This is a genomic window from Corynebacterium pollutisoli, assembly GCF_900177745.1.
GTDB classification, from domain to species: Bacteria; Actinomycetota; Actinomycetes; order Mycobacteriales; family Mycobacteriaceae; genus Corynebacterium; species Corynebacterium pollutisoli.
The window spans coordinates 2,243-5,814 of sequence record NZ_FXAR01000014.1 but is presented as its reverse complement, the minus strand read 5'-3'; the positions used below and the strand labels follow the sequence as shown (position 1 = coordinate 5,814).

Here is a 3,572-nt window from a genome sequence, read left to right as displayed (position 1 = left end):
GTCGGCGGTAACTTACTCTCCCACACCCTCCCGAGTGCAGTACCATCAGCGCGGGCAGGCTTAGCTTCCGGGTTCGGAATGGGACCGGGCGTTTCCCTGCCGCTATCAACCACCGACACATCTGCGGGACACACGGTGTGTGTCCGGCGACCCTGCAGGATCCTTGTGGGGGTCCTGGGGGGGTGTTGTGTCAGATACTGCATAGTGGACGCGAACATTTTTGTGTTCTTTTGTTTTGTTACGTGCGTTGGTCACAACCCCCTGCAGTAGTTGGTGGGGGTGTGTGTTTAGGTCGGTTAATTAGTACCGGTCGCCTCCACACCTTGCGGTGCTTCCAGGTCCGGCCTATCAACCCCGTCATCTACGGGGAACCTCAACAGAAACCTCATCTTGAAACAGGCTTCCCGCTTAGATGCTTTCAGCGGTTATCCCTTCCGTACGTAGCCAACCAGCCCTGCTCCTGGCGGAACAACTGGCACACCAGAGGTACGTCCGTCCCGGTCCTCTCGTACTAGGGACAGCCTTCCTTAAGTTTCAACGCGCGCGGCGGATAGAGACCGAACTGTCTCACGACGTTCTAAACCCAGCTCGCGTACCGCTTTAATGGGCGAACAGCCCAACCCTTGGGACCTACTCCAGCCCCAGGATGCGACGAGCCGACATCGAGGTGCCAAACCATCCCGTCGATATGGACTCTTGGGGAAGATCAGCCTGTTATCCCCGGGGTACCTTTTATCCGTTGAGCGACACCACATCCACAAGTTGGTGCCGGATCACTAGTCCCGACTTTCGTCCCTGCTCGAGCTGTCACTCTCACAGTCAAGCTCCCTTGTGCACTTACACTCACCACCTGATTGCCAACCAGGCTGAGGGAACCTTTGGGCGCCTCCGTTACATTTTAGGAGGCAACCGCCCCAGTTAAACTACCCACCAGGCACTGTCCCCAACCCAGATCATGGGCCAAGGTTGAGGTGTCCAATCCGATCAGAGTGGTATTTCAACAACGACTCCCACACAACTGGCGTCATGTGATCTACGTCTCCCACCTATCCTACACAAACCGAACCGAACACCAATACCAAGCTATAGTGAAGGTCCCGGGGTCTTTTCGTCCTGCCGCGCGTAACGAGCATCTTTACTCGTACTGCAATTTCACCGGGCCTGTGGTTGAGACAGCAGGGAAGTCGTTACGCCATTCGTGCAGGTCGGAACTTACCCGACAAGGAATTTCGCTACCTTAGGATGGTTATAGTTACCACCGCCGTTTACTGGGGCTTAAATTCTCCGCTTCGCAACGAAAACGTCGCTAACAGGTCCTCTTAACCTTCCAGCACCGGGCAGGCGTCAGTCCGTATACATCAACTTCCACGTTTTCGCACGGACCTGTGTTTTTAATAAACAGTCGCTTCCCTCTATTCTCTGCGACCACCACCAGCTGAACATGCAAGATGTCTCACCGGTGATGGCCCCCCTTCTCCCGAAGTTACGGGGGCATTTTGCCGAGTTCCTTAACCACAGTTCACCCGAACGCCTTAGTATTCTCTACCTGACTACCTGTGTCGGTTTAGGGTACGGGCCATGCATGTACATCGCTAGAGGCTTTTCTCGACAGCACGGGATCACCGACATCACCCACAAAGGGGCTACGCATCACGTCTCACACTCATATGAGGGGCGGATTTACCTTGTCCCCTCGTGCTACACGCTTACACCACAATCCAATAAGTGGCTCGGCTACCCCACTGCGTCACCCCATCACTTGGCTACTACCAGTTCAGGCCCCACGCACGCACCAACAACCACCATCAAAGATGACGGATGAAGGTTTGTGGGTGGTTAGTATCACTGATTCACCATGGGTCGCACACACACGGGTACGGGAATATCAACCCGTTGTCCATCGACTACGCCTGTCGGCCTCGCCTTAGGTCCCGACTCACCCTGGGAAGACGAACTTGACCCAGGAACCCTTAGTCATCCGGCGGGCAAGATTCTCACTTGCCAATTCGTTACTCATGCCTGCATTCTCACTCGCACACACTCCACCACCCCTCACGGTATAGCTTCATCGCGTGCACGACGCTCCCCTACCCAACAACAAAAATTGTTGCTGCCGCGGCTTCGGCGGTGTACTTGAGCCCCACTACATTGTCGGCGCAGAACCACTCGACCAGTGAGCTATTACGCACTCTTTCAAGGATGGCTGCTTCTAAGCCAACCTCCTGGCTGTCTTCGCGATCCCACATCCTTTTCCACTTAGTACACCCTTAGGGGCCTTAGCCGGCGATCTGGGCTGTTTCCCTCTCGACTATGAAGCTTATCCCCCACAGTCTCACTGCTGCGCTAACTTAACCGGCATTCGGAGTTTGGCTGACATTGCTAAGATTGTGGTCCCGCTCAACCAACCAGTAGCTCTACCTCCAGCAAGCAACACGCAACGCTGCACCTAAATGCATTTCGGGGAGAACCAGCTATCACGGAGTTTGATTGGCCTTTCACCCCTACCCACAGCTCATCCCCTCAGTTTTCAACCTAAGTGGGTTCGCGCCTCCACGACGTCTTACCATCGCTTCACACTGGCCATGGGTAGATCACCCCGCTTCGGGTCCAGGACATGCCACTGCATCACCCTCATTAGGATTCGCTTTCGCTACGACTACCCCACACGGGTTAACCTCGCGACATGCCGCTGACTCGCAGGCTCATTCTTCCAAAGGCACGCCATCACACACACGAGGTGCTCTGACGGATTGTAAGCACACGGTTTCAGGTACTATTTCACTCCCCTCCCGGGGTACTTTTCACCATTCCCTCACGGTACTATCCGCTATCGGTCACACTGGGTATTCAGGCTTACCGGGTGGTCCCGGCAGATTCACAGCAGATTTCACGGGCCCGCTGCTACTCGGGAAAACAACAACACACAGCGCATGGTCTTCACGTACGGGACTCTCACCCACTCCGGCAGGCCATCCCAGACCACTTCCGCTAACCACACAACACACGCGCCCGGACATGACAGTATCCGGAAAGCTGCATCCCACAACACCGCATGCGCAACCCCTGTCAGGTATCACACACACACACGGTTTAGCCTCATCCGCGTTCGCTCGCCACTACTAACGGAATCATTATTATTTTCTCTTCCTACGGGTACTGAGATGTTTCACTTCCCCGCGTCAACCTCCACCACGACTATGAATTCATCGTGAGGTGACCACCCATCACGGTGGCCGGGTTTCCCCATTCGGACATCCTCGGATCAACGCTCTATTGACAACTCCCCGAGGCTTAACGCAGCCTTACACGTCCTTCATCGGCCCAGCATGCCAAGGCATCCACCATGTGCCCTTAAAACAAACACACAACAACCAACCACAAACATGGCCGGTCGGTGAACTAACACTCGAACAAAAACAACCAACCACCACCACCAGGATGGCGATCAGTCACACACAAAAAAATAAAGATGCTCGCGTCCACTATACAGTTCTCACACAACACACCACCTGACCCCACACCCCCTACAGCGACGAGCAACACTCGCCCACCCAACAGGGGATGCAGACAAC

The 3,572-nt window shown here is 54.9% G+C and carries 2 rRNA genes; both read right to left on the bottom strand.

Annotated elements, in window-relative coordinates:
- A 5S ribosomal RNA gene (rrf, locus tag B9Y70_RS12530) occupies nucleotides 1–116 on the bottom strand.
- Nucleotides 117–280: 164 nt separating this feature from the next.
- Nucleotides 281–3,365 (bottom strand): 23S ribosomal RNA (locus B9Y70_RS12525).
- Nucleotides 3,366–3,572 lie beyond the last annotated feature (207 nt).